Source organism: Mycobacterium sp. DL99 (genome assembly GCF_004762045.1).
GTDB lineage: Bacteria > Actinomycetota > Actinomycetes > Mycobacteriales > Mycobacteriaceae > Mycobacterium.
In genome coordinates, this window is sequence record NZ_SJOM01000007.1 from 5,982,056 (window position 1) to 6,005,067 (window position 23,012).

24 protein-coding genes and 1 pseudogene are annotated in these 23,012 nt (G+C 67.9%); 18 read left to right on the forward strand and 7 right to left on the reverse strand.

Features of this window, described 5'->3' with window-relative positions:
• Window position 1: 1 nt before the first annotated feature.
• From EYZ64_RS29125 to EYZ64_RS29140, 4 genes are read left to right on the forward strand one after another with little or no spacing between them, the layout of a single operon-like run.
• The gene (locus EYZ64_RS29125) at window positions 2–589 is read left to right on the forward strand and encodes a DUF4129 domain-containing protein (protein ID WP_135459138.1); all 588 of its coding nucleotides are present in this window, start codon (window positions 2–4) and stop codon (window positions 587–589) included.
• On the forward strand, window positions 586–1,698 hold the full coding sequence (locus EYZ64_RS29130) for a DUF4350 domain-containing protein (RefSeq protein ID WP_135459140.1): 1,113 nt from the start codon (window positions 586–588) through the stop codon (window positions 1,696–1,698). Before EYZ64_RS29125 ends, EYZ64_RS29130 begins: the two co-directional genes overlap by 4 nt.
• Window positions 1,695–2,654, forward strand: a complete 960-nt coding sequence (locus EYZ64_RS29135; protein WP_210115595.1) for an AAA family ATPase — start codon at window positions 1,695–1,697, stop codon at window positions 2,652–2,654. Before EYZ64_RS29130 ends, EYZ64_RS29135 begins: the two co-directional genes overlap by 4 nt.
• A complete protein-coding gene (locus EYZ64_RS29140) occupies window positions 2,654–3,976 on the forward strand; it encodes a DUF58 domain-containing protein (protein WP_135459142.1) in 1,323 nt (440 codons plus the stop codon). The genes EYZ64_RS29135 and EYZ64_RS29140 overlap by 1 nt, the downstream gene beginning before the upstream one ends.
• Here EYZ64_RS29140 and EYZ64_RS29145 read toward each other — a convergent pair.
• Window positions 3,973–4,965 carry a stage II sporulation protein M gene (locus EYZ64_RS29145; RefSeq protein ID WP_135459144.1) on the reverse strand — a complete coding sequence of 331 codons (993 nt, stop codon included), beginning with the start codon at window positions 4,963–4,965 and terminating at the stop codon, window positions 3,973–3,975. The genes EYZ64_RS29140 and EYZ64_RS29145 overlap by 4 nt on opposite strands.
• Window positions 4,966–4,997: 32 nt before the next feature.
• On the opposite strand from EYZ64_RS29145, the gene EYZ64_RS29150 reads away from it, so the two are divergent.
• The 3 genes from EYZ64_RS29150 to lfrA are packed head-to-tail and all read left to right on the forward strand — an operon-like array spanning window position 4,998 to window position 8,010.
• Window positions 4,998–5,831, forward strand: a complete 834-nt coding sequence (locus tag EYZ64_RS29150) for an RDD family protein (protein WP_135459146.1) — start codon at window positions 4,998–5,000, stop codon at window positions 5,829–5,831.
• Window positions 5,832–5,883: 52 nt separating this feature from the next.
• Window positions 5,884–6,459 carry a TetR/AcrR family transcriptional regulator gene (locus tag EYZ64_RS29155; RefSeq protein WP_135459148.1) on the forward strand — a complete coding sequence of 192 codons (576 nt, stop codon included), beginning with the start codon at window positions 5,884–5,886 and terminating at the stop codon, window positions 6,457–6,459.
• Window positions 6,460–6,483: 24 nt separating this feature from the next.
• Window positions 6,484–8,010 carry an efflux MFS transporter LfrA gene (gene lfrA, locus EYZ64_RS29160; protein WP_135459150.1) on the forward strand — a complete coding sequence of 509 codons (1,527 nt, stop codon included), beginning with the start codon at window positions 6,484–6,486 and terminating at the stop codon, window positions 8,008–8,010.
• Here the strand turns inward: lfrA and EYZ64_RS29165 are convergent.
• The gene (locus EYZ64_RS29165) at window positions 8,001–8,480 is read right to left on the reverse strand and encodes an anthrone oxygenase family protein (RefSeq protein WP_135459152.1); all 480 of its coding nucleotides are present in this window, start codon (window positions 8,478–8,480) and stop codon (window positions 8,001–8,003) included. The two genes, lfrA and EYZ64_RS29165, sit on opposite strands and share 10 nt — an antisense overlap.
• A gap of 98 nt (window positions 8,481–8,578) precedes the next feature.
• Between EYZ64_RS29165 and EYZ64_RS29170 the strand changes: the two genes are divergently transcribed.
• Together EYZ64_RS29170 and EYZ64_RS29175 are read left to right on the forward strand one after the other, a co-directional pair.
• On the forward strand, window positions 8,579–9,331 hold the full coding sequence (locus EYZ64_RS29170) for a class I SAM-dependent methyltransferase (protein ID WP_135459154.1): 753 nt from the start codon (window positions 8,579–8,581) through the stop codon (window positions 9,329–9,331).
• A 16-nt stretch (window positions 9,332–9,347) separates the two neighbouring features.
• Entirely contained in the window at window positions 9,348–10,274 is a 927-nt protein-coding gene (locus EYZ64_RS29175; protein WP_135459156.1) for an AraC family transcriptional regulator, read from the forward strand.
• Here the strand turns inward: EYZ64_RS29175 and EYZ64_RS29180 are convergent.
• Both EYZ64_RS29180 and EYZ64_RS29185 read right to left on the reverse strand, forming a co-directional pair.
• Window positions 10,246–11,415, reverse strand: a complete 1,170-nt coding sequence (locus tag EYZ64_RS29180) for a cation:proton antiporter (RefSeq protein WP_135459157.1) — start codon at window positions 11,413–11,415, stop codon at window positions 10,246–10,248. The two genes, EYZ64_RS29175 and EYZ64_RS29180, sit on opposite strands and share 29 nt — an antisense overlap.
• Window positions 11,416–11,424: 9 nt before the next feature.
• Window positions 11,425–12,735 (reverse strand): carotenoid oxygenase family protein, encoded by a 1,311-nt coding sequence (locus EYZ64_RS29185; protein WP_135459159.1) that lies wholly within the window; start codon window positions 12,733–12,735, stop codon window positions 11,425–11,427.
• 58 nt (window positions 12,736–12,793) lie between these two features.
• Here EYZ64_RS29185 and EYZ64_RS29190 point away from each other — a divergent pair, with 58 nt between their 5' ends.
• The 3 genes from EYZ64_RS29190 (at window position 12,794) to EYZ64_RS29200 (ending at window position 14,805) form a co-directional block, all read left to right on the forward strand.
• Window positions 12,794–13,312: a PadR family transcriptional regulator gene (locus EYZ64_RS29190; protein ID WP_135459161.1), complete on the forward strand. Its 519-nt coding sequence runs from the start codon at window positions 12,794–12,796 to the stop codon at window positions 13,310–13,312.
• 69 nt (window positions 13,313–13,381) lie between these two features.
• Window positions 13,382–14,104 (forward strand): PadR family transcriptional regulator, encoded by a 723-nt coding sequence (locus EYZ64_RS29195; RefSeq protein WP_135459163.1) that lies wholly within the window; start codon window positions 13,382–13,384, stop codon window positions 14,102–14,104.
• Between the two features lie 20 nt (window positions 14,105–14,124).
• Window positions 14,125–14,805: a hypothetical protein gene (locus EYZ64_RS29200; RefSeq protein WP_135459165.1), complete on the forward strand. Its 681-nt coding sequence runs from the start codon at window positions 14,125–14,127 to the stop codon at window positions 14,803–14,805.
• A gap of 1 nt (window position 14,806) precedes the next feature.
• Here the strand turns inward: EYZ64_RS29200 and glpK are convergent, their stop codons facing one another.
• The gene (glpK, locus tag EYZ64_RS29205) at window positions 14,807–16,273 is read right to left on the reverse strand and encodes a glycerol kinase GlpK (protein WP_286175351.1); all 1,467 of its coding nucleotides are present in this window, start codon (window positions 16,271–16,273) and stop codon (window positions 14,807–14,809) included.
• Window positions 16,274–16,374: 101 nt separating this feature from the next.
• On the opposite strand from glpK, the gene EYZ64_RS29210 reads away from it, so the two are divergent.
• Complete coding sequence (locus EYZ64_RS29210) at window positions 16,375–17,094, forward strand: class I SAM-dependent methyltransferase (protein ID WP_135459169.1); 720 nt, start codon at window positions 16,375–16,377, stop codon at window positions 17,092–17,094.
• Window positions 17,095–17,100: 6 nt separating this feature from the next.
• Here the strand turns inward: EYZ64_RS29210 and EYZ64_RS29215 are convergent.
• Together EYZ64_RS29215 and eccA are read right to left on the reverse strand one after the other, a co-directional pair.
• Window positions 17,101–18,090: pseudogene (locus tag EYZ64_RS29215) on the reverse strand (MinD/ParA family ATP-binding protein); the annotation flags it as partial.
• A gap of 54 nt (window positions 18,091–18,144) precedes the next feature.
• Window positions 18,145–19,953, reverse strand: coding sequence for a type VII secretion AAA-ATPase EccA (gene eccA / locus EYZ64_RS29220; protein ID WP_135459173.1), 1,809 nt, complete (start codon window positions 19,951–19,953; stop codon window positions 18,145–18,147).
• Window positions 19,954–20,022: 69 nt separating this feature from the next.
• Between eccA and EYZ64_RS29225 the strand changes: the two genes are divergently transcribed.
• The 5 genes from EYZ64_RS29225 to EYZ64_RS29245 all read left to right on the forward strand — a co-directional run bounded on the left by EYZ64_RS29225 (window position 20,023) and on the right by EYZ64_RS29245 (window position 23,010).
• The gene (locus EYZ64_RS29225; protein ID WP_135459175.1) at window positions 20,023–20,340 is read left to right on the forward strand and encodes a hypothetical protein; all 318 of its coding nucleotides are present in this window, start codon (window positions 20,023–20,025) and stop codon (window positions 20,338–20,340) included.
• The gene (locus EYZ64_RS29230) at window positions 20,337–20,690 is read left to right on the forward strand and encodes a YbaB/EbfC family nucleoid-associated protein (RefSeq protein ID WP_135459178.1); all 354 of its coding nucleotides are present in this window, start codon (window positions 20,337–20,339) and stop codon (window positions 20,688–20,690) included. Before EYZ64_RS29225 ends, EYZ64_RS29230 begins: the two co-directional genes overlap by 4 nt.
• 403 nt (window positions 20,691–21,093) lie before the next feature.
• Entirely contained in the window at window positions 21,094–21,378 is a 285-nt protein-coding gene (locus EYZ64_RS29235) for a hypothetical protein (protein ID WP_135459179.1), read from the forward strand.
• 135 nt (window positions 21,379–21,513) lie between these two features.
• A complete protein-coding gene (locus tag EYZ64_RS29240) occupies window positions 21,514–22,692 on the forward strand; it encodes a hypothetical protein (RefSeq protein WP_135459181.1) in 1,179 nt (392 codons plus the stop codon).
• Window positions 22,693–22,716: 24 nt separating this feature from the next.
• The gene (locus EYZ64_RS29245; protein WP_135459183.1) at window positions 22,717–23,010 is read left to right on the forward strand and encodes a PE domain-containing protein; all 294 of its coding nucleotides are present in this window, start codon (window positions 22,717–22,719) and stop codon (window positions 23,008–23,010) included.
• Window positions 23,011–23,012: the final 2 nt, after the last annotated feature.

Consider the following 23,012-nt stretch of genomic DNA (forward strand, 5'->3'; position numbering starts at 1 on the left):
GGTGACGAGCATCGACATCGACCGGGACGCGGCGCACGACGCTGCGCAGAACGAACTGACCAAGCCGATCTACCCTCGGGCGTCACCGATCGATCAGATCGGCGAGTGGCTCAAAGATCTGCTGTACCGGATCACCGCCGCGGGTTCCACGATTCCCGGTGGCTGGTTCACCATCTCGGTGCTGGTGATCCTCATCGTGGTGGCCGTTGTGGTGGCGGTGCGGATCGCGCGTCGCACGATGCGGACCTCCCGTACCGCGGACCAGGCCCTGTTCGGCAGCCAGGAGCTCAGCGCCGCACAGCACCGGTCGATCGCTGAACAATATGCCGCACAAGGCGATTGGTCGGCGGCGATCCGGCATCGGGTCCGCGCGCTGGCCCGCCACCTTGAGGAAACCGGCGTGCTCGACGCCGTCCCCGGGCGCACCGCGACCGAACTCGCCCGCGACGCCGCGGCAGCACTGCCCAGCCTGTCGGCCGAACTATTCAGCGCGGCAACCACATTCAACGACGTCACCTACGGTGAGCAGCCGGGCACCGAATCGGCCTACCGGGCCATCGCAGCGCTCGACGAAGTGGTCCCCGCATGAGAGAGCGTCTTCGCACGGCCCGCTGGGTGCTGCTGACATTCGTCGTCATCGTCGTGCTGGCGGTCGCGACGGTCTACCTGACCGCCCCACGCCCGGGTGGGGTGATGGATCCCGAGTCGACTTCGCCGGACGGGACGCACGCGTTGGTCAGCCTGCTGCGCGACCACGGTGTCGAGGTGGTCATCGCCGACACCGCCGACGAGGCACAGCGGGCCGCGCGCCCCGGCACCCTGCTTGTGGTGGCGCAGACCATGTTCCTGGCCAGCCAAGAAACCGTGGCCCGGCTGACCGATGCCCCCGGCGACCTGCTGCTCGTGGCGCCCTCAGGGCTCACCAGGGAGAAGCTGGCCCCGCAGGTCCGGCTCGACACGCCCACGGAGTTCGGCGGCGGCGAGCCGGATTGCGAGCTGCCCGAGGCAAATCGGGCCGGCCGGACACAGCTGGGCACCACCGATACCTATGCCGCCGCCGGAAGTACCCCGGTAACCCTCTGTTACGACGGCGCACTGGCCCGCTACCACGACGGGCCGCGCACCGTGACCGTGGTCGGCACCGGCGACTTCATGACGAACTCACGTCTGCTCAAAGAGGGCAACGCCGCCTTGGCGATGAATCTGGCCGGCACCGCGCCACGGGTGATCTGGTATGCACCACAGCATTTCGAGGCCAGTTCGACCGGTGACGGCAAGTTGTCGGATCTGATGCCGCCGCAGGTCCGGTGGATCGTCCTGCAGCTGTGTCTGGTGGTGGCGCTACTGGCGGTGGCGCGGGCCCGGCGCCTCGGCCCATTGGTGGCAGAATCCCTGCCGGTCGTGGTCCGCGCCTCGGAGACCGTCGAGGGCCGTGGGCGGTTGTACCGCTCCCGCCGGGCGCGCGACCGGGCCGCCGACGCGTTGCGCACCGGGGCGCTGGGCCGGCTGTTGCCGAGACTCGGCTTGAACACCGCAGCGCCACCGCGGGCCGTCGCGGCCGCTGTCGCCGCGCGCTGCGGCACCGCCGCGAACTCGGCCGGCTACATCCTGTTCGGCCCGCCCCCGGCCACCGACGCCGAACTCGTCCACCTCGCACACCAACTCGACGATATCGAAAGGCAGGTCGCACACTCGTGACTCAGCCCACCTCCGACCAGGCCCGTGAAGCGCTGCTGGCCCTGCGCAACGAGATCGCGAAGGTGGTGGTCGGTCAGGACGCCGTGATCAGCGGACTGGTGGTGGCGCTGCTGTGCCGCGGGCACGTGCTGCTGGAGGGGGTACCCGGTGTGGCCAAGACGCTGCTGGTGCGCACGCTGGCCGCGGCCCTGCAACTGGAGTTCAAGCGGGTGCAGTTCACACCGGACCTGATGCCCGGCGACGTCACGGGCTCGCTGGTGTACGACGCGCGCACCGCCGAGTTCGAGTTCCGCTCCGGCCCGGTGTTCACCAATCTGCTGTTGGCCGACGAGATCAACCGGACACCGCCGAAAACCCAAGCGGCACTTCTGGAGGCCATGGAGGAGCGTCAGGTCAGCGTCGACGGCCTGCCGCGTCCGCTGCCCGACCCGTTCATCGTCGCTGCGACCCAGAACCCGATCGAGTACGAGGGCACCTACCAGCTGCCCGAGGCTCAGCTGGACCGCTTTCTGTTGAAGCTCACGGTGCCGCTGCCGCCGCGGGATCAGGAGATCGCCATCCTGGGCCGGCACGCGCAGGGGTTCGACCCGCGTGACCTGTCGGCCGTACAGCCGGTGGCCGGGGCTGCTGAGCTGGCGGCCGCCCGAGATGCGGTGCGGCAGGTGCTGGCCGGCGACGAGGTGCTGGGGTACATCGTCGACATCGTCGGGGCCACCCGGCATTCCCCGTCACTGCAGCTCGGCGTGTCACCGCGTGGCGCGACCGCACTGCTGGGTACGTCACGGTCCTGGGCGTGGCTCTCCGGCCGCAACTACGTCACCCCCGACGACGTCAAGGCGATGGCGCGGTCCACGCTGCGCCACCGGGTGGCGCTGCGCCCGGAGGCCGAGCTGGAGGGTGCCACCGCCGACGGAGTGCTGGACGGCATCCTGGCCGCTGTTCCGGTACCGCGCTGATGATTCTCACCGGCCGCGCCGGTCTGGTGGCCCTGGTCTGTGTGCTGCCGATCGCGTTGGCCCCCTGGCCGGCAACGGCTTTCGCGGTGTTGGGGACGCTGCTGACCGTGGCCGTGGCCGCCGATGTGGCGCTGGCCGGCCGGATCGGCGGACTGCGCCTGGCCCGCGGCGGTGAGTCCACCGCACGCCTGGGCCAGACGGTCGACGCGGTGCTCAGCGTGCACAACACCGGACGCCGCCCGGTGCGCGGCGCGATTCGCGACGCCTGGCCGCCCAGCGCGTCGGCGCAGCCACGCTCGCACCAGGTGAACATCGCTGCCGGACAGCAGGTTTCCCTGGCCACCCGGTTGCATCCGGTGCGACGCGGTGACCAACGCAGCGAGCTGGTCACGGTGCGCTCGATCGGCCCGTTGGGGTTGGCGGGGCGGCAACGTTCGCAGCGGCTGCCCGGGCAGGTACGCATCCTGCCGCCGTTCCTGTCCCGCAAGCACCTGCCGTCCCGGCTGGCCAGGCTGCGGCAGCTGGACGGTGCGGTACCGGTGTTGATCCGCGGTCAGGGCACCGAATTCGACTCCCTGCGTGAATATGTGGTCGGCGACGATGTCCGCTCCATCGACTGGCGGGCCACTGCACGGCGCGCCGACGTGGTGGTGCGTACCTGGCGCCCGGAGCGCGACCGGCGGGTGGTGATCGTGCTCGACACCGGACGTACCTCGGCCGGCCGGGTCGGGGTGGACCCGACCTCGCTGGATCCGGGCGGGTGGCCGCGACTGGACTGGTCGATGGACGCGGCGCTGCTGCTGGCGGCCCTGGCCTCGCGGGCGGGCGATCACGTCGACTTCCTGGCCATCGACCGCATCACCCGCGCCGGGGTGTGGGGCGCCTCGCGCACCGAACTACTGGCCTCACTCGTCGCGGCGATGGCACCGATACAGCCGGCGCTGGTGGAATCCGATGCCACCGCAATGGTTTCGGCGGTGTTGCGCCGGGTGCGGGGCCGGGCCCTGGTGGTGCTGCTGACCGATCTGAATGCCTCGGCCCTCGATGAGGGATTGATGACGGTTCTGCCGCAACTGTCGGCGCGCCATCAGGTGCTGCTGGCCGCGGTCGCCGATCCACGGGTGGACCAGTTGGCCGCCGGTCGTTCCGATGCCGCACAGGTTTATGACGCCGCCGCCGCCGAGCGGGCCCGTAATGACCGCCGGGCCATCGCCTCGCGGTTGCGGGGGCACGGTGTCGATGTGGTCGACGCTCGGCCGGAAGACCTGGCGCCGGCGCTGGCCGACCACTACCTGGCGATGAAGGCGGCAGGCAAGCTCTAAGCAGTGGGAACTACATCGGGTGCGTCCTCGAGGTCGCCGCTCTCCCCCGCCCGCACAGCCTTGCGCCCGAAATGGAACACGTAGCCCAGGAAGGCCAGTTCGGCGGCGACGCCGATGCCGATCCGCATCCAGGTGGGCAGCGGCGACGGCGTCACCAGCGCCTCGATCAGACCGGACACCAGCAGCACGACGGCCAGTCCGGCGGCGGCCGCGACCACCGCCCGGCCCTGTTCGGCCAGCACCTGGCCGCGGGGCCGGTCGCCGGGGGCGATCACGGTCCAGCCCAGCCGCATCCCCACCGCCGCGGCCAGGAACACCGCGGTCAGCTCGAGCAGTCCGTGCGGGGTGATCAGGCCGAGGAAGAGGTCCCCCTTGCCCGCGCTGAACATCAGCCCGGCGTTCACGCCGAGGTTCGCCGCGTTCTGGAACAACACGTACGGGATGGGCAGCCCGAGCAGGATCGCGAAGGCGATGCACTGGGCGGCCACCCAGGAGTTGTTCACCCAGACCTGCAACGCAAATGAGGCGGCCGGGTGCTCGCTGTAATACGACTCGAAGTCGTGGTTGACCAATTCGTCGATCTCGCTGGGGGTTCCGATAGCGGCGTGCACCTCGGGGTTGCCCGATATCCACAGCGCCATTGCCACGGCGACGATGAAGAATGCCACCGCCGATCCGAGCCACCAGCGCCAGGACCGGTAGGCCACCACCGGGAAGGACACCGTCCAGAACCGGACGAATTCACGCCACAGCGGGGCATGCGCACCGGTCACCGCGGCGCGAGCCCGGGCCACGAGCCCCGACAACCGCCCGACCAGTACCGAATCCTGCGAGGCCGATCGCACCATCGACAGATGCGTGGAGACCCGTTGATAGAGGTCGACGAGCTCGTCGACCTCGGCACCGGTCAACCGTCGGCGTCGTCTTACCAACTGCTCCAACCGGTCCCAGGTGGGGCGATGGGCCACGACGAACGCATCGACATCCACCTGGCAAAGCGTAGTCGGTAGCGTGTGTCGGTATGGTTTGGCAGCCCGCGCCGGTGGTGACCGGGGACGCCGTCGTCCTCGACGTGGCGATCGCCCAGTTGCCGGTGCGCACCCTGGCCGCACTGATCGACATCGTGGTGATCGCCGTCGGGTATGTGGTGGGGGTGGTGTTGTGGTCGATCACCCTGACCCAGTTCGACGAGGCCTTGTCGGCCGCGATCCTGATCATCTTCACGGTGCTGACCCTGGTGGGTTATCCGGTGGTGATGGAGACGGCGACCCGGGGCCGTTCGCTGGGCAAGATGGCGCTGGGGCTGCGGGTGGTATCCGAGGACGGCGGCCCGGAACGCTTCCGCCAGGCCCTGTTTCGTGGGCTGGCCGGCTTCGTCGAGATCTGGATGCTCACCGGTGGGCCCGCGGTGATCTGCAGCCTGGTGTCGGCCAAGGGCAAACGGCTCGGTGACATCTTCGCCGGCACGGTGGTGATCAGTGAGCGCGGACCCAAGCTGAATCCGCCGCCGGTCATGCCGCCGGCGCTGGCGTGGTGGGCCGGCTCGCTGGAACTGTCGGGCCTGGGTCCCGAGCAGGCCGAGTTGGCCAGGCAGTTCCTGTCCCGGTCGGGGCAGCTCGATCCGCGGATACGTCATGAGATGGCGCATCGGATCTTCGGCGAGGTCGCCTCGCGCATCTCACCCCCGCCTCCGCCGGGTGCACCGGCCGAGTATGTGCTGGCCGCGGTGCTGGCCGAGCGCCACCGTCGAGCGCTGGCCCGGCTGATGCCGCAAGCGCCTGCGGCGGTGTACCCGGCGCCCTATCCGAGCTATCCGCCACCACCTCCGACCAGCGGTTTCACTCCGCCCAGCTGACGTGTGGGACATCACTGTCCCATTTTGGCCCAGCCGTGCTACATTTTGATCCATGACCAGTTCGGCAACGACGCACAGCGGGCCGCGTGAGCGCACCCGCAAGGCGATTCTCGATGCCGCGATGACGGTCCTGGCCGACAATCCGACGGCCTCGCTCAGCGATATCGCGACCGCCGCCGACGTCGGCCGCAGCACCGTGCACCGGTACTACCCGGAGCGCTCCGATCTGCTGCGCGCCCTGGCCCGGCACGTCCACGAGCTCAGTACCGCCGCGATCGACCGCGCGGATCCGATGCACGGGCCGGTCGATGCGGCGCTGCGTCGCGTGGTGGAATGCCAGCTCGATCTGGGGCCGATCGTCCTGTTCGTCTACAGCGAGCCGACGATCCTGGCCGATCGCGAGCTGGCGGCCTACCTGGACACCGGCGATGAGGCGATCGTCGAGGTTCTCAACCGCGCCTCGGTCGACAGGCCCGAATACCCCCCAGGGTGGGCCCGGCGAGTGTTCTGGGCACTGCTCGACGCCGGCTATGAAGCCGCCAAGCAGGACCGCACACCGCGCCACCAGATCGTCGACGCCATCATGACCAGCCTGACCGCGGGCACCATCCAACTCCCGCGCGGCTGACCCAAACTTGCTTGGAGAAACCCAATGTCCACCTGCCTCGACGGCAGCCCGGCTGTGACACCGACCCCGAAACGCGCCTGGGTGGCGCTCGCGGTCCTGATGCTGCCGGTACTGCTGATCGCCATCGACAACACTGTCCTGGCCTTCGCCCTTCCGGCGATCGCCGAGGATTTCCGTCCCGCGGCGTCCACTCAGCTGTGGATCGTCGACGTCTACTCCCTGGTGCTGGCCGCGCTGCTGGTCGCCATGGGCGGGCTCGGTGACCGGTTCGGCCGGCGCCGCCTGTTGCTGATCGGCGCCACGGGCTTCGCGATCGTCTCGGCCGCCGCGGCTTTCGCGCCGAGCGCGGCCTATCTGGTCGCCGCCCGCGCGGCGCTCGGCGTGTTCGGCGCGATGCTGATGCCGTCGACGCTGTCGCTGATCCGCAACATCTTCACCGAGGCGTCGTCGCGCCGGCTCGCGATCGCCATCTGGGCCTCGTGCTTCACGGCCGGCTCGACGCTGGGCCCGATCGTCGGCGGCGCGCTGCTGCAGCATTTCCATTGGGGTTCGGTGTTCCTCGTGGCCGTGCCGATCCTGCTGCCGCTACTGGTGCTGGGCCCCCGGCTGGTGCCGGAATCGCGTGACCCGAACCCGGGCCCGCTGGATCTGGTGAGCGTGACGCTGTCGTTCACCGCGATGCTGCCGTTCGTATGGGCGATCAAGACCGCTGCCCACGACGGTCTCTCGGCCGGCGTCGTCGCGGCGTTCGCGATCGGCATCGCCTCCGGCGTGCTGTTCGTGCGCCGGCAGAACCGCAGTGCCACACCGATGCTCGACATGGGGCTGTTCTCCTACGCGCCGTTCAGCGCGTCGATCCTGGCGAACTTCCTGTCGATCGTCGGCCTGATCGGGTTCATCTTCTTCATCTCGCAGCATCTGCAGCTGGTGCTCGGCCTGTCGCCGCTGGCGGCCGGTCTGGTGACGCTGCCGGGTGCGGTGGTGTCGATGATCGCCGGTCTGGCGGTGGTCAAGGCCGCCAAACGGTTTGCGCCGGACAAGCTGATGATCTTCGGTCTGGTGTTCGTCGCCGCCGGGTTCGGCTTGATCCTGGCCTTCCGTCACGATCTGTCGGTGGCCGCGGTGATCGCGTCGTTCCTGGTGCTGGAGCTCGGTGTCGGTGTCTCACAGACGGTGTCCAACGACACCATCGTGGCGTCGGTGCCCGCGGCGAAAGCCGGTGCGGCGTCCGCTGTCTCGGAGACGGCGTACGAGCTGGGCGCGGTGGTGGGCACCGCGACACTGGGCACGATCTTCACGGCGTTCTACCGCAACAACATCCAGGTACCGGCCGGGCTGACCCCGGCGCAGGCCGCCGACGCCGGTGAGAGCATCGGCGGTGCCACCTCGGTGGCCGCGGATCTTCCCGCGGAAATCGGGGAGCGCCTGCTGGATTCGGCCCGCACGGCGTTCGATTCCGGCATCGCGCCGACGGCGGTCATCGCGGCGGTGCTGGCACTGACGGCGGCCGGGATCGTGGCGGCGGCGTTCCGCAGGCAGGCTCAGCGGTAACGCAGACCGGTCAGCAGCAGCACGGCGCCGATGAACCCCGAGGCGGTGCGCATGTGGTTCCAGGCCGTCCAGGTGCTGAAGTAGGCCTGCCATTCGGCCGCCGCATCGGCCAGGTCAATCTGGTCGAGATGGTTGTTGAGCGGCACGTTGAACGCCATCGTGACCACAATGCCGAGGACCCCGAAGATCGCGCCGGCCAGCAGGAACCAACTGCCCGGCCGGCCGATCTGGGCCACCGCGATCACGCCGACGATCGCCGATAACAGCGCCGAACCGAGCAGAAACAGCAGAAACGGCGCGTTGGAATTGGCTTCGGCGTTCATGCCGCGCATGGCGGTGATCGCAGCGGCCGGGCCGGTGCGGTCGAGGCCGCGCATCACGAAAGTGGAGAACGCGTAGAAGATTCCACCGGCAGCGGCACTGCCGAGGGCGGCGGCTGCGGTGAGGACGACGACGGGGCTGTTGGTCATGGCTTCAGTCAACGGCGTCACCGAAAGACGTTCCATAGTCGAGAGTCCCGATTACATATTCGGTTGTCTCACCGACTTCGCACTGCCATGGTGGGGCGGTGACGTTCGACGAATTGGTGGCCGAGGCCGACGCTGCATCGGTGGACGGCTGGGACTTCTCCTGGCTGGAGGGCCGGGCCACCGAGGCCCGGCCGTCGTGGGGCTATCAGCGCCTGATGAGCCGGCGGTTGGCGAACGTGTCTTCAGCGCTGGACGTCCAGACCGGTGGCGGCGAGGTGCTCGCCGGAGCGACGGAGTTCCCACCGACCATGGCGGCCACCGAATCCTGGCCACCCAATCTCGACCGCGCCACCCGGCTGCTGGGACCCCGCGGCGTCGTCGTGGTCGCCGATCCCGACGAGCCGCCGCTGCCGTTCGCCGACGCGGCATTCGATCTGGTGCTCAGCCGGCATCCGGCCACCGTGTGGTGGGACGAGATCGTCCGCGTGTTGACCCCGGGCGGTACGTATCTGGCCCAACATGTCGGCCCGGCAAGTATTTTCGAGCTGACCGAGTACTTTCTCGGGCCACAGCCGGAGGCCCGCAGGGCCCGCGACCCCGAAACCGAGTCCGTCGCGGCGCGGGCCGCCGGCCTCGACATCGTCGACCTGCGTGCCGAGCGGCTGCGGGTGGAGTTCTTCGACATCGGCGCGGTGGTGTACTTCCTGCGCAAGGTCATCTGGATCGTGCCCGGCTTCACCGTTGGCGCCTACCGGGACCATCTCGCCGCGTTGCACCGGCAGATCCAGGCCGACGGTTCGTTCGTCGCGCACTCGTCACGCCACCTGATCGAGGCGCGCAAGCCGGGTTGAGCGCTACCCTACGGTCGTGGACGCCCTGGTCGGACTGCTCGACGGGGTACGCGCGCGGGGCGCGTTCGTTCTGCGGTTGCGCATGGATCCGCCCTGGTCGCTGGCCATCCGCGACGAAGCACCTTTGGCGCTGATCTGTCAGACCCGCGGTGACGCGGTCGTCGTCGGGACGCACAGTGGCACGTTCCGGTTGGGCGCGGGCGACGTCGCCCTGACCCGCGGCACCGAAAACTATGTCTTCGCAGACGATCCGGCCACGCCGCCGAGCGTCGTCATCAATCCCGGCCAACGCTGCACGACCCTGTCCGGTGAAGATCTGCAATTCGAGATGTCGCTGGGCCTTCGCAGCTGGGGCAACAGCGCGACCGGATCATCGGAGTCGATCGTCTGCGCCTACGAGGGCCGCAGCGAGGTCAGCGCCCGTCTGCTCGATGCGCTGCCAGCGGTGCTGGTGCTGCGGGCGGACGAGTGGGACACCCCGCTGATCGACCTGCTGTCCACCGAGGCGGGCCGCGACGGACCCGGCCAGGAGGCCTACCTCGACCGCCTGCTCGACCTGCTGCTGATCGGCGTGCTGCGCATGTGGTTCGACCGGGACGGCAATGCACCGTCGTGGTGGCAGGCCGAACAGGACCCTGTCGTCGGACCTGCCCTCAAACTGATCTACAACAATCCGGCGCATCCCTGGACCGTCGCCAATCTTGCTGCAGCCGTGGGGTGTTCGCGGGCGGCGTTCGCCCGCCGGTTCACCGATCAGGTCGGCGAACCACCGATCGCGTTCCTCACCGGCTGGCGTCTGGCGCTGGCGGCCGACCTGCTGCGCGGCAGTGAGGCCACGATCGCCGCCGTGGCCCGGCAGGTCGGCTACTCCACACCGTTCGCGTTGAGCAGCGCATTCAAGCGGTCCTACGGGGTCAGTCCGAATGAACATCGGGCGGTTTGATCGGCGCACCTGCCCGCCGCGCCGCCAACGCCCCGGCGATCGACGTGGTGGCGATGGTGACCAGCGCACCGAGCATCAGGGCCGCGGGCTCACCCGGCGCCAACAGGTGCTGCTCGGTACCCAGGGTGGCGGCCGCGACCGGGACGCCGAGCTGGGCAGCGGAGAACACCGCGAGCGTCACCGGCTGGCCGAACAACCGGCCCGCGCCGTGCGCGAGCACCGCACCGAGGCCCAACGCCACACCGAGCAGGATGAATTCGGGATGGTCGGCGAGTTCGCGCACCTGCAGCGAGGCGCCCAGCCAGACGAAGAACAATGGGCCGAAGAACCCGTCGGTGATACCGAACAGCTGCCTGGCCAGCCGGCGGGGCTCACCGATCGCCGACACCACCAGGCCCAGCGCGAAACCGGCGAGCATGATCGAGACGTGGGTGGTCAGCGCGACCGCCGACAGCCCGAACAGGAAGATCAGGCTGAACCGGAGCTCGAGCGCGAACTTGTGTTTCGCCGAGTAGTGGTGCACGCGCCGGCGCAGGCCCCGCGCGTACCCGGCCCGCAACACGACGAACAGAACGCCCGCGCAACCCGCGATGGCCAGCGCCCCCAGGGCCGCGCGTGGGGCCCGCTGGATGTCGATCACCAACGGCAGCAACACGATCGACGCGGTGTCGGCGATGGCGATCTGAGCGGTCACGGACAGCACGGGCGGCCCTTCCAGGCGCAACCCGTCGATCACCGGCAGGGCCAGGGCTGCCGAAGACGAGGCCATCACCACGGCGTACAGCGCCGCGTGCCCGGAGCCGAACGCACGCGCGATCACAACGCCGAGCACCGCGGCCACCGCACCCACGAAGACCGCCCGCAGCAGCGCCTTGGGGATCGCGGTGCGCAGCGTGGTGTCGCGCACCGGGACGTGGGTGCCGACGACGAACATTACCAACGCGAAACCGATGTTGGCCAGCAGGGTGAATGTCGGGTCGGTGTGATCGACGATGCCGAATCCGGTGCTACCGACCACGATCCCCGCGACCAGCTCACCGATGATCACCGGGATGCGCAACCGCGGCACGGCGGCCAACGCCGGTCCGGTCAGGCCGATGACCGTGACCAGCGCCAATGTGTCGAACCCGAACGCGGCCACCGGCTCACATTAGGCGCTGATCCAGTTCCCGTGGAAGCCATATGGAACGCGTTGCGGCAGTTTGATGGTGGCGACGGGTTTTCCGCCGAAGTCCGACGCATCGAGGATCACGAGGTCGCTGCCGTCGCGCTCGGGGTTGTAGACGTAGCCGAGGTACCACCCGTTGCTCTCGTCGGCCGGACCCGCGCCGGGGATGAAGACGGCTTCGCCGGGTCCGCCGGACCCGAGGTCGTGGCGCAGTCCGGCACCGGTGGTCAGGTCATGGCGGATCCAGGCGTTGTCCGCGACGGACACCGAGTACCGGGCGGGCAGGCCGGCCAGGCGATCGTCGATGCGCGGGAACTCCACCCCCAGGTCGTCGAGCTGGCGTTCGCGGACGCTGCCGGCCGCCAGGTCGATCCGCCACTCCCACAGCACGCCTTCGACATCGAACCCGCCGTTGTTACGCCACAGCTCGGGATATCGAACTGCCTGCAGCACGATGGAATTGCCGTCTTCGTGGGCGTTCGCCACGTGGAACACGTAGCACGGGTCGATGTCGAACCAGCGGATCGGGGCGGCCGGATCATCACGGCGCATGACGCCGAAGCGGGCGCCGTAGTCGTCACTCCACCGGTAGGGCATGTCGCCTTCACCCTTGACGGCGATGTCGAGGTCGAACACCACCGGAAGATCCATGAAGATGACGTGACGCGATGTCATCGCGAAGTCGTGCATCATGGTGTGCGCCTTGACATCCACCGGCTGGTTGACGGTCAATTCACCGTCGGCGTCGGCCCGGTGATAGGTGACGTAGGGCTCGAAGATGCTGCCGTATCCGAAGAAATGCAGCTCGCCGGTCGTCGGGCAGATCTTGGGGTGCGCCGTCATCGAATCGGCGAGCTTTCCCCCGAAGTCGTAGGCGCCCACCGTTTCCAGCTCGTTGGTGATCTCGTACGGCAGCGAGCTTTCCACCAGCGCCAGGGTCTTTCCCGCATGGTTGACGACGTGGGTGTTGGCGACGGCTGACCGCAGGTTGCGGGTGCCGTCCTTGTTGTACAGCGGGAAGTCCTTGATGAAGCTGTCGGTGCGCACCCAGCGGTTGCGGTACCACTTGGCCGCGCCGTTCTCGATGCGGATGCCGTGGATCATGCCGTCGCCGGTGAACCAGTGCTCGGTCGCCTGACGTGGGTTCGGGCCGTTGCGCAGGTACCAGCCGTCGAGTTCGGCGGGGATGGCGCCGTCGACGGGCACGTCGTATTCGGTGAGTTCGTCGGCGACGGGCGCGTAGTTGCCGCGCCGGAAGAAGTCGGCTTCACCGATGGGCAGGGCTGAAGTCATGCACTCCACGGTGACATTCCATAACTGACATGTCAATAGTGGACGGTAGACTCCGGGCATGAGTCTGCGCATGGCGGCACTTGGCCTGTTGGCACAGCACCCCGGCAGCGGGTACGACCTGCTCAAGCGGTTCGAGAAATCGATGGCGAACGTCTGGCCGGCCACCCAGAGCCAGCTGTACGGCGAGCTCAACAAGCTCGCCGACGCCGGCCTGATCGAGGTGTCGGCGATCGGCCCCCGCGGCCGCAAGGAGTACCGCATCACCGCCGCCGGCCGCACCGAACTCGAGCGCTGGATCACCAATCCCGCCGACGACCCACCCGAGCGCAGCGCCGGGCTGCTGCGGGTGTTCCTACTCGGCGAATTGCCCCGCGACCAGGCACTTGACCATCTCACCGCCCTGGCCGCCCACTCCGAATCCGAGGTATCGCGACTCAAGGAACTGGAGGCCTCCATCCCCTGGGCCGACACCGACGAGGACCGGTACGGGCACGGGGCCCTGGAGTACGGCCTGCGCTTCAACGCCATGCAGGCCGAGTGGGCACATTGGCTCAAAAAGACTATCGACAACCGATAGATCCCGATATATCGTTGACGCATCGGAAGCGCTGACAGCGCTCCTCCACGACAACGAAGGACTTATCCAATGACCAACCCATTCAACCCACAGAGCGGCTTCGGTTTCGTACCCTTCGGGCGCGAAGAAGCCCGCACGATGTTTCACCAGATCCGCCACGCCCGACGGGACCTGCGCGAGCAGATGCGCGCGCAGGCGGAGGCGGCCTGCGAAGAGGGCGTCGACCCCACCTGCCAGACCGGATTCAATTTCGACCCGCGCGGCGCCCGAGGCTTCGGCTTCGGTTTCGGGCCGGGACCTCTCGGCGGCCCCATGGGCGGACCTTTCGGCGGCCACCGGGGCCGCGGCGGGCGACGCGGCCGGCGCGGCGACGTCCGTGCCGCCATCCTGACCCTGCTGGCCGAACGGCCCATGCACGGCTACGAGATGACGCAGGAAATCGCCGCCCGCAGCAACAACCTGTGGAAGCCCAGCCCCGGCTCGGTGTACCCGACGCTGCAACTGCTCGTCGATGAGGGACTGATCATCCCGGCCGAATCCGACGGCAGCAAGAAGACCTTCGAGCTGACCGAAGAGGGCCGGAAGGCCGCGGCCCAGATCGAAACCCCGCCGTGGGCGCAGATCGCCGATGATGTCGACCCCGGCGCAGCCAACCTGCACGCGGCCGCCAGCCAACTGATGGCCGCCGTCGGTCAGTCGAGCTTCACCGCGAGCGAGGACCAGCGCCAACGCATCCTCGACGCCGTCAACAACGCCCGCCGCGAGATCTACCAGATCCTCGGCGAGGAGTAGCGGCCCGTAGGCTGCCCTTTGTGAGCAGCCTCGTCACAATCATCGCGCCGGCCGTCGTCGCAGTCCTGACCGCGGCCGGCGCGGTCATCGGACTCCAATTCCGTGACGTCGACGCCTACCAGCGCCGGCGCGGTATCTGGCAGTGGCTTCTGGTCCTTCTCGCCGCCGCCGCGACGATGGGGGCCGTCGGCTCGGCATCCGGTGTCGGTTCCGGGGACCTGCGGGATGCCATCATCATGGCGGTGGTGGGTGTGGCCGCCGTTGTCGTCGCGCATGTGATGTGGCGTCGACGCGTCCCCGATGCCGAGCCACGCAACATTGCTATCGCGACCGCCGCCGCCGCGTGCGCCGTCCTGGTGATCGTGGGCGTGACCGCACTGACCTACACCGGGAACAAGGGCTGCCGGCAGGCCCAGCTACTGGTGGACTACACGAACGCGAGCTTGGGCGCGCTCACACCCCCGCCCCCCGGCAAGCCAGGTCCGGCAGTGGGCGACTACGAGAATTGGTCGAAACTCATCCGCGAGGCCGCCGATCAGGTGACCGACGGCGAGGTCGGGCCGCACGCCCACAAGATGGCCGAGCTGGCCGGACAGATCACCGATGCCGTCCGCAACAAGCAGAGCGCCGACCACGCGGTTCTCGGCGTGCAGTATTCCGACGAGTTCAAGGCGATCGTCGCCAAGTGCCAGCGACAGTAGATCAGTCGATCTCGACCCAGTCCAGGGTGCGTGACACAGCTTTGCGCCAACCGGCGTAACCGCCGGAACGCTGTTCGTCATCCCAATGCGGGCTCCACCGCTGGCCTTCCTGCCAGTTGGCCCGCAGATCGTCGGCGCTCTCCCAGAACCCCACCGCGAGCCCGGCCGCATACGCCGCACCCAGCGCGGTGGTCTCGGCCACCACGGGCTTGACCACGTCGACTCCCAGCACGTCAGCCTGGATCTGCATGCACAGCGAATTGGCGGTGATACCGCCGTCGACCTTCAGAACCTCAAGGTGCACACCGGAATCGGCCTCCATGGCCTCCACCACGTCGCGGCTCTGGTAACAGATCGCCTCCAGGGTGGCCCGCGCCAGGTGGGCGTTGGTGTTGAAGCGGGACAGCCCGACGATGACGCCCCTGGCGTCGGAACGCCAGTACGGGGCAAACAACCCGGAGAACGCGGGCACGAAGTAGACGCCGCCGTTGTCGGCCACCTGCCTGGCCAGCGCCTCGCTCTGCGCCGCACCGCTGATGATGCCCAGCTGATCGCGCAGCCACTGCACCGCCGACCCGGTCACCGCAATCGAACCCTCAAGGGCATAAACGGGTTTCGAGTCGCCGAATTGGTAGCACACCGTGGTGAGCAGTCCGTTGTCCGAACGCACGATCTTCTCGCCCGTATTGAGCAGCAGGAAATTGCCTGTGCCGTAGGTGTTCTTGGCCTCACCGGGTTCCAGGCACACCTGCCCCACCATGGCGGCCTGCTGATCGCCGAGGATTCCCGTCACCGGTACCTGCCCGGCCAGCGGCCCGTTGTCGCGGGTGATCCCGAACGAGGCCGGGTATGACGAGGGCTTGATCTCGGGCAGCATCTGCCGCGGAATCGAGAAGAACGACAACAGTTCGTCGTCCCAGTCCAAAGTTTCCAGGTTCATCAACATGGTGCGGCTGGCGTTGGTGACGTCGGTGACGTGTACGCCGCCGCGGTAGCCGCCGGTGAGATTCCAGGCCACCCAGCTATCGGGGGTGCCGAAGATCGCGTCGCCGTTCTCCGCGTCGCGCCGGACCCCCTCGACGTTGTCCAGGATCCACTGGATCTTGCCGCCCGAGAAGTAGGTCGCCGGCGGTAGGCCCGCCTTGCGCCGGATCACGTCACCGCGGCCGTCACGGTCGAGCGCGGCGGCGATGCGGTCGGTGCGGGTGTCCTGCCAGACGATGGCGTTGTGATACGGCCGCCCGGTGTGGCGGTTCCAGACCAGCGTGGTCTCCCGCTGGTTCGTGATGCCCAGCGCGGCAAGATCGCCGGCCACCAGGTTGGTCTTGTTCAGGGCGGTCATGATCACCGCGGAGGTGCGTTCCCAGATCTCGACCGGGTTGTGTTCCACCCACCCGGCCTTGGGCAGGATCTGTTGGTGCTCGAGTTGATGGCGCCCCACCTCGGCACCGGCGTGATCGAAGATCATGCATCGGGTGCTGGTGGTGCCCTGGTCGATTGCAGCTACGAAGTCGGCCACTGTGCCCCTTTCCCGGGTCGCTGTCGCTCCTGCCCGCCGAAACGTCCATCATGGCTTACATGGCTCCCGACCCCTCAGATATCGACCGGATGCCACGGGGCGGGTTCCGCGCGTCGTGCCTGGATCGGCTGCTCGAGACCGACCGGCAGGCGAGCGGCGCGTTGGACTGGACCAGTCGGCTTTTCAACAATGACCAGCGGTTCGCCGCGATCGCGCTCGATCTGGTCGCCGACGTGCCCGATCCGCGGATCCTGGAGTTGGGCGCCGGGCCCGGCGGGGTGTCGCGTCAACTGCTGGCCGATCACCCGTCGGCGCGGGTCACCGTCACCGACGTCGACCCGGAGTCGGTGGCCCGCATCGCCGCGAGTGATGTGGGCAGCCATCCCCGCGCCGAGGTCCGTCAGATGGACGCCACGGCGATCGACGCCGCCGACGGCAGTTACGACCTGGCCCTGTTCGCATTGTCGTTCCACCGCCTGCGCCCGGCGCAGGCGGCGCGGGTGTTCGCCGAGGGCACCCGGGTTGCCGACACCCTGCTGATCATCGATCTGCCGCGACCGCCCGCCCCGCTGCATCTGTTGGGCGTGGCGACGATGCTGCCCGCGGCCGTGCTGCTGCCGTTCGTGCACGACGGTGTCATCAGCTCGTTGCACAGCTACAGCCCCTCGGCATTGCGCAGCCTCGCTCGTCACGCCGACCCCTCGATCGAGCTCACCCTGCGCGGCGGACTCAACCTGCCCCAGATCGTCATCGCAAGGCGCACAAGGTGAATCGCATCAGGCGCGCCTTTTGACCTGCGGCGCCACCGAGAAGAGGTCGGCCACAGTGGAAGCCAGCTCCAGAAACGCCTGCCGCGTGGGCCCGCTCAGGAAGCCCAGGTCCACTTCGGCCCCCTCGGCCAGGTGATCGTCGAACGGAATCACGTGCAGGGCTCGCACCCTGGGCAGGAAGTGGTTGGACAGCTGCCCCATGTCGAGCCCGAGTGCGCCCGGCCGTGACGCGCTGACCACCACGACCGCCTTCGGGACCAGGTGCGAATAACCATTGCGCTCAAGCCAATCCAGGGTCGCCAGCGCACTGCGCGCCGAATCGATGGCAGGCGAGGCCACGATCACGATCGCATCCGCGGCATCGAGTACCCCCGCCATCGCCGAGTGCACCAGGCCGGTGCCGCAGTCCGTCAGGATGATGTTGTAGAAGCGCTGCAAAACACTCAGAACACCGCGATAGTCGTACTCCGAGAAGGCTTCCGAGGTGGCCGGGTCCCGCTCGGATGCCAAGATCTCCAGGCGGCTCGTGCTTTGAGAGGTGTGGCGACGGATGTCGGAGTACCGCGATATGCCGTCATCGAGGAGCACGTCACGCACCGTGGAATCGCATTCGTTGGGTCCGCGCTGGGCCAGGGTGCCGAAGTCGGGGTTGGCGTCCACCGCGATCACCCGGTCACCGCGGGTCGCCGCCAGTGTGGCCCCCAACCCGACCGTGGTGGTCGTCTTGCCCACCCCGCCCTTCTGAGACAACAGAGCGATGTTGAACGGACCGCCGACCACCGGCTGGTTGACCCGATCGAGGAGTGACTTGCGGTCGGCTTCCTGCTCGGAGACTCCCGGGTTGATGCCGGTAGCCCGGTAGACGGCCTTGCGCCAGCCCGATTTCGGGGTGGGCGCGGCACGGACCAGCCCGAGATCGCCGTTGCTCGGCACCAGCGACGGGCGATGACTCGTCGCAGTCTCCGGCTTGATGGACGTGAACGGAGTCTGCTCCGGCGGCCCGAGCACAAGCCGCTGGTCATCGCTGTCGGTCATGGCTGCTTCCTTCCGTCAACTCGATGCCGTCATACCGAGCACCTGTTTGAGTGCCGCCTGCATATCGGCCAATTCGATCCGCATCAGCTGCGTCTCATCGAGTTCCGACAGGTTCGTACCGTGGACCTCGCTGAGCCGGTATTCCCGTTCCTCTTCGGCCGCCTCGATCACGTTGCGCACGAATCGGCCATTGCCGGCCAGGTCGATGCCGGGCCGCAGTTGTCCCGTCGAATCGAGCGCCTCGCTCTGGCACAGCCCGACGCACGAGCTGACGAGTTCCTCGTGGGCGGCCTGCGACAGTTCCGAATCCCTCGTGCGTGCGACCAGCTTTCCGATGTCCCCGAGTTCGTGGGGGCCGTACGAGCCGAACCGGATACGTTTGGTGAACCGTGACGCCAGACCATCGTTGGAAGCCAGGAAGCGATCGATCTCCGCGTCGTAGCCGGCAATGATCACGACCAGGCGGTCGCGGTCGTTCTCCATGCGGGCCAGCAAGGTATCGACCGCCTCACGACCGAAGGCGTCGCCGCCGGAAAGCCCGGTCTGAATCAGTGTGTAGGCCTCGTCGATGAACAGCACCCCGTCCATTGCCGAGTCGATCAGCGCGGTCGTCTTGATCGCCGTGCTACCGAGATGCTGGCCGACGAAGTCGTGCCGCTTGGCCTCCACGATGTTCGGTGTTCTCAGCAACCCCAGCCCGCAGTAGGTCTGCGCCACCACCCGGGCGATCGTGGTCTTGCCGGTCCCGGGCGGTCCGGTGAACGCCAGGTGCAGGCTGCGCGCCGCGGAGCTGAGCCCCTTGTCCCCGCGGACCTTTGCCAGCATCGCCGCCGACTTCAGTTTGGCTACTTGAAGTTTGACCTCCGACAAGCCGATCTGCCGGTCCAGCTCCTCCTGCGCTGCCCGCAGGTATTCGTTGCCGCGCTCAGAGAGATCGTCCGCCAGCAGGTCTTCTGCCGACGGCACGCTGGCCGGATCCCATCGGTCGGAGCGCGAGTCGACGATCTCCTTCGAGGTGATCACCAGGCGGTACTTCGGATCGGCCAACGCCGCGGCGTTCGCCTCGAATCCGGGGTCCTCGCTGTAGATCCGTTCGAAGATCACCCGGGCGTCCTGCTCCTCGCCCATCTCCCGCAGGGTCAGCCCCTTGCAGAATTCCGCAGCGCGCCGCGCTCCCGGAACCGGCCCCTCGATCGCCCGGTCGAGCCGCCGGATGCCCTCTCCGAACAATCCCATCTGCGCGCAGGCCGACCCGACCATCAGATCGGCGCCGGCGCCGATGTAGCTGTCGGTGAACGATCCCGACTTGCTCAACGCGCTCAGTACGTCAGGCCAGCGCTGCGTGGTGAAATGCAGTACCCCACGCATATACGCACAGATCTCGCCGGTATCACCGTCCGACGCCGCCAGGGTCTGCTCCAGCTTGTCGAGCACCTGCTCGGCCTCGTCGAAATCCCTGGCGCCAATCATGCTGGCCGCGTAGGCAAGCCACATCTCGGTCTTGGTGCTCAAGGGGTAGTCGAGGTACAAGCCGGTCTGGAAGCGTCCGCTCAATGCCCGTTGCGGCAGCCCGAGTCGGCGCTGTTCACGGAACAACGAGAGTGTGCTGGTGCGGTAGAGGTGGTAGACGACCTCGGGGCTCGTGTCTCCGGTGGCCGCGCGGCCCAACCACGCATCGCACATGTCCGGGTCGTACTCGGTGGCCCGGCGGAACGCCAGCGTCGCGTACTGCAGGTCGCGCTCGGTCTCCAACCCGTCGATGGGAATGCCGAGCGACAGCACCCCGGCATCGAAAACCCGCTGCGCATCGGTAGATCCACTCATCGGAGGTGACACATCTCCTCACTGCACGGTCAGCCGCGATCCGCCCGCGAGTGTACTAAGTTGAGCAGAATGGCACAGCCGGTGCAGTCAGCTGGCGGAACGATTACGGTGCGCACCACCGAACGCGGTCTGCCGGTCGCGCTACGCCTCGACGCCGTCGAGTTGAAGAAACCGCCTGCACAACTGGCCGATGAGATCCTGGCGCTGTGCCGTTTGTCAGCGGCGCGCGCCCAGGTCGAGCGCAGGCGCGAGCTGGTCGAAAAGGGTTACAGCGCATCGGTCATCGATCCACTGAAGTTGGCGACCGAAGACGAGTTGGGCCGCGCGGAGGACGAGGCCCTGGGCGAGGAGGAATACCTCCCGACGACCTGGGGCAGGTCAGTGTGACCGGTCTCGCCGACTCCCTCATCGGCCGCATCCGCAAGCAACGTGATCTCGTCCAAGCCATGGATGAGCACTGCCAATCGATTTCGGCGCGGGTCACCAGCCGTGACGGGAACGTCAGCGCCGAAGTCGACGGCATGGGCGCGATGACCGGGCTCTGGCTCGGACCCACCGCACACAAGCTGGGTGCAGACGCGCTGGCCAAGCTCATCGTCGAAACCGCAGGCGCTGCCGCGCAGGTGGCGACGGCCCGCCAGCAGTTCTTGTCCCAGGAATTCGCGCAGCGGCTGCGGGAGTTGAACCAGGCTCCGCTGACGCGGTGGGACGGCGGCGCTTTCGAACCACGCGCCTAGGGTTCGCTCATCTGCAATCCGTGCGGGTTTCACGCTGACAGTCCGCTATCAGCGCTGAAAATTGACGTTCGCTGTCGATATTCGAATCGGTTACCGCACAGGGCGTTACCCGCAACTATCAGCGCGGGGACATGGATTGGGTTTCAACACAAGATGATTCACTCGCGCCACATCGCCGCCCGATCCGGCAAACACCCGACGACAGCTCCTTCCCAGCGTGCACGCAGAAACCATCCAAAATCACCGTGATCAGCAATTTTTGCCATTGCGCTAATTACCAAAACGAACGATCTACACGCATTATTCGCGGAAAATTCAGTTAGCTGCGGACGGCAGGCGCGGCTATAGTTTATTGGTCTCGTGCCCACACAGCCCCGCTTCCAGCTGGAAAGGTATTAGCACGATGAGCGATATTTTCGCCGCCCAACCTTCGGGGATGGCCACCTTTTCAGCCGCGAACGAGGCGGCCGGATCCGCGATAACCACAGCCGGATCGGCCGACTCAGCGGCGATGCTGATGTCCGCGGCCGCCGCCCTAGGCCCGATCGGAGCGGTCTATCTGGCAGCATTCGGCCCAGCTCAAGCCAACAATTTGGCCGGCACACTGCTCGTGGGCGGCGTGCACGCCGCCACCGGGGCCGCCACCGAAGGCGCTCGGTCCGCCGTCCTGTCCAACGACGACGCCTAGGCCCGACGCCACATGCCCACAGTTTTGCCTCCCCAGCCGGTATCCCCCGTTGGACAGTTGGCTCAACGCATTCCCGGCTACGACGCCACACCGGTTATCGCTGCTCAAGAACAGAATCTGCAAGACTTTCTGAATTTGCCAGTCCAACAAATTCTCGACCGCCTGGGTTTGCCGCCAATTGCGGATCAAAAGCCGGCAGAAGAACCGCCGCCCGAAGGCCAACCCGAACAGCAGCCACCCGCCAATCCGATGGATCCGAGTGCGTTGATCAGCCCGGTCACCGATGCGCTCAGCACGCTGGGCAGCGGCATGTTCGACGGGGTCGATCCGACGACGATGCTGCCGGCCATCGCCAAGATGTTCCAGGCCACCGGCGGCCCCATGGCGAGGTCGGTCAGCTCGGCGGGCGACGCCTGGCAGGGCGCGTCCGGTACCGCCGCGGCGGCCAAGACCACGACCGCCATTTCCAACGGGGCCGAGGTAGGTGCCCAATCCGAAGCCCTGAATAGCAGTTTGACCGCGGCCGCCGCCAACGTCGGCCAGGCCAGGGTCCGGCTCATCGCCATCATCACCGAGTTCGCCGCGACGATCGCGGCCATCGGGCCCATGATCATCTTCCCGTGGGGGTGGGCCGCGGCAATCGCCGCTGCCAACAAGGCAATTGCCACCACTGCCGAGGTGATGACGGAGCTGCAGACTTCGCTCGCCACCCAGGCCGCCCAGGTCACCACGGCCGGTGCACCGGTGGGCATCACCGCCGCCCCCGAGGGCGCCTCGTCGCTGGCCGGCCTGGCCCCGCTGATGCCGATGGCGATCAAAGGCGCCGAGGCGGGAGTGCAGGCCGGCACCGGCGCGGCGTCGGCGGCCAGTCAGAACGCCGCGAATCCCGCGATCGATCCGATGGACCCGGCCGCCGACGCTCTGGGAGAAGGTGAAGGCGACCCCGCGCTCGCGGGTGGGGGAATGGGTGCCGGCGGTGTCGGCGGCGGAATCGGGGGCGGCGGAACGCCCGCGCCCCGGTCGCTACCGATGTCGGCCATGATTCAGGCCGAAAGTGCCAGCGCCCCATCACAATCAGCTGCACCACGGGTCGGCGGCGTCGGCTCGCCCGGCATGATGGGGGGCGCGCCCATGGGGGCGATGGGCGCCGGCCAGGGCGCGAACGCCTCGTCCGGCAACAACCACACGTCGGCGTCCTTCCTGCACACCACCGACCAGGGCAGCGAGATCGTCGGCGATCTCGGCACTGCGGCACCCCCGGTCCTCGGGGAGGCCGACCCGTATCAGCCTCCGGACGTCGAACTCCGGATCTAGTCATCCCAACCAAGGAGAACGGTCATGGCCGACACCGACGGAATGTCCATCCAGCCCGCAGAGGTGCAGGAGATCAGCCGCCAGCTCGACGAACTCGCCAACCGGGTTCAGCGGGTGATGACAGACGAGGCGCCCAACCTCACGGTGACCCCGTCGGCCCGTGACGAGGTGTCACAACGAATTGCCCAGACTCTCAACGAGGTCCACACCTCGTTCGGCACCTCCACCGATCAGGGTATGGCCGAGGTCCACGAGGTGGCCGCGACACTGCGCGGCCATTCGTCCAACATTGCCGCCTCGGAGGACTTCTCCGCCTGACC

Coding starts and splice junctions, on each gene's coding strand:
- glpK (WP_286175351.1), bottom strand. CDS start 16,273: ATGATCTTCGATCACGCCGGTGCCGAGGTGGGGCGCCATCAACTCGAG.
- eccA (WP_135459173.1), bottom strand. CDS start 19,953: ATGAGTGGATCTACCGATGCGCAGCGGGTTTTCGATGCCGGGGTGCTG.
- EYZ64_RS29150 (WP_135459146.1), top strand. CDS start 4,998: ATGGTTTGGCAGCCCGCGCCGGTGGTGACCGGGGACGCCGTCGTCCTC.
- EYZ64_RS29195 (WP_135459163.1), top strand. CDS start 13,382: ATGACCAACCCATTCAACCCACAGAGCGGCTTCGGTTTCGTACCCTTC.
- EYZ64_RS29245 (WP_135459183.1), top strand. CDS start 22,717: ATGGCCGACACCGACGGAATGTCCATCCAGCCCGCAGAGGTGCAGGAG.
- EYZ64_RS29235 (WP_135459179.1), top strand. CDS start 21,094: ATGAGCGATATTTTCGCCGCCCAACCTTCGGGGATGGCCACCTTTTCA.
- EYZ64_RS29210 (WP_135459169.1), top strand. CDS start 16,375: ATGGCTTACATGGCTCCCGACCCCTCAGATATCGACCGGATGCCACGG.
- EYZ64_RS29130 (WP_135459140.1), top strand. CDS start 586: ATGAGAGAGCGTCTTCGCACGGCCCGCTGGGTGCTGCTGACATTCGTC.
- EYZ64_RS29190 (WP_135459161.1), top strand. CDS start 12,794: ATGAGTCTGCGCATGGCGGCACTTGGCCTGTTGGCACAGCACCCCGGC.
- EYZ64_RS29140 (WP_135459142.1), top strand. CDS start 2,654: ATGATTCTCACCGGCCGCGCCGGTCTGGTGGCCCTGGTCTGTGTGCTG.
- EYZ64_RS29185 (WP_135459159.1), bottom strand. CDS start 12,735: ATGACTTCAGCCCTGCCCATCGGTGAAGCCGACTTCTTCCGGCGCGGC.
- lfrA (WP_135459150.1), top strand. CDS start 6,484: ATGTCCACCTGCCTCGACGGCAGCCCGGCTGTGACACCGACCCCGAAA.
- EYZ64_RS29165 (WP_135459152.1), bottom strand. CDS start 8,480: ATGACCAACAGCCCCGTCGTCGTCCTCACCGCAGCCGCCGCCCTCGGC.
- EYZ64_RS29155 (WP_135459148.1), top strand. CDS start 5,884: ATGACCAGTTCGGCAACGACGCACAGCGGGCCGCGTGAGCGCACCCGC.
- EYZ64_RS29225 (WP_135459175.1), top strand. CDS start 20,023: ATGGCACAGCCGGTGCAGTCAGCTGGCGGAACGATTACGGTGCGCACC.